General features: G+C 52.5%; 1 protein-coding gene. It reads right to left on the reverse strand.

What is annotated here, in order from left to right:
- Nucleotides 1-153: 153 nt before the first annotated feature.
- Nucleotides 154-648, reverse strand: coding sequence for an FBP domain-containing protein (locus QMG40_RS17270; RefSeq protein ID WP_283532381.1), 495 nt, complete (start codon nucleotides 646-648; stop codon nucleotides 154-156).
- Nucleotides 649-1,393 lie beyond the last annotated feature (745 nt).

Genomic DNA, 1,393 nt, shown 5'->3' on the forward strand with positions numbered 1-1,393 from the left:
CCACAACGGGGGTGGTTCTTGGGAACTGTCACCATACATGCTTTCAAAGCATGTACAAGGCCCTGCATCCCATATGATTACTGGTCAAAAGCCACTTTGCATACACACATTATGGCCGCTAACCCCGGTTCAGAGTGGCCGGTGAATGATGCGCTAGTCAACACCAGCAGCCATGTTGCGTAAGAAAGCCTGGGTGTTGGATTGGAGCATGACGATCCGTTCTTGGCGTGCAGCCTGAACATCAAACCCCACGTACGCCGGTGGCGCCGGCCTTCGTACGTTGGCGGAGCACTCAAATTTGGCGCACATCAGTGTCGCCACGGTGTCGCCATTTCGTCCGGCTGACCCTCCCCTCTTGGCGTTAAAGAAGACAACGTCGTTAGGTAGAGTCACGTCCTCGCACCACGCGCACTGAGCACGACTACTGAGCCGGCCTTCAATATGACGAAGAATCAGCCCGGTCGGATTCCCATCTACCCAAGCAATTAAGTAGCCGAGCCTGGGGTACTTGCGATCTCGCCAGCCCAAAAAATCGAGGTTCTTCCAGTCAAGGGAGCTGAAGCTCTCCGGCAGGTTGAGGTTTTTGCGCTCCCTGAGGGACGCGTTTATAAGGGAGGTGCGAATTTGTTCTTCTGTAAAAGGAAGCATGAAGTTGTTGCCTAATCTGTTCTGCCGGACCATTGAGTCGTGCGGAAAGGGGTCCGAACCCGATGAATGGGTTCCCGGGAAATGGTGCGCTTGCCTGCACCAGAATGGTGTGGCAGGAGCACTCAATGCGCGGAAGGTCAATCGTTGGTGGAGAACAGGGCTATCTAGTGCCGGCGAAGTCAACGCCGACGACCCCCAGACACCCGGAGGGCGCAGGAAATTTCATATAAGAGAACACGCTGGAAAGTATACGCCCAGCCTCGACTGGTTCTCCGCTCTTTGGCCTTGCAGTATATGAGGGCTATAAAGCCTCCATGTAACTATCTCGGTATCTCCGGTGATCTCGTAGATCTGAACAACCGTAGGGATGCGTTGGGCTGCTGCCACGGCACAGCCTGAGTTCACCCACGCCCCCCTTGGAAAAAGACTGTGGAGGGCAGGCTTCGTGGATTTGCGTGTGGGTGTTTTTGTGTGTATTGTTTTTCGAGTTGCCCTGCTTGTTGGGGGAATGGTTTGCCTGGGTTTGGGACTGGTTTTGTTGGTTCTTTTCCTGTGTTTTGGTGGTGTGGTCTGCTGGTTGAGGGATTTGCATTGTTGAGGCTTTATGGGTAAGGTTGGAAAGTTGCCTCGGCGCTGATCATCGTGAATAAGTTGTTTTGTTTGTGGTGTGTTGGCTGGGTGTGGTTGTTGTTTGAGAACTCAATAGTGTGCCAAGTTTTATTGATACCAATTTATTTATATTGAA

This window comes from Arthrobacter antibioticus, assembly GCF_030063205.1.
In the GTDB taxonomy this organism is placed as follows: Bacteria; Actinomycetota; Actinomycetes; order Actinomycetales; family Micrococcaceae; genus Specibacter.

Coding starts and splice junctions, on each gene's coding strand:
- QMG40_RS17270 (WP_283532381.1), bottom strand. CDS start 648: ATGCTTCCTTTTACAGAAGAACAAATTCGCACCTCCCTTATAAACGCG.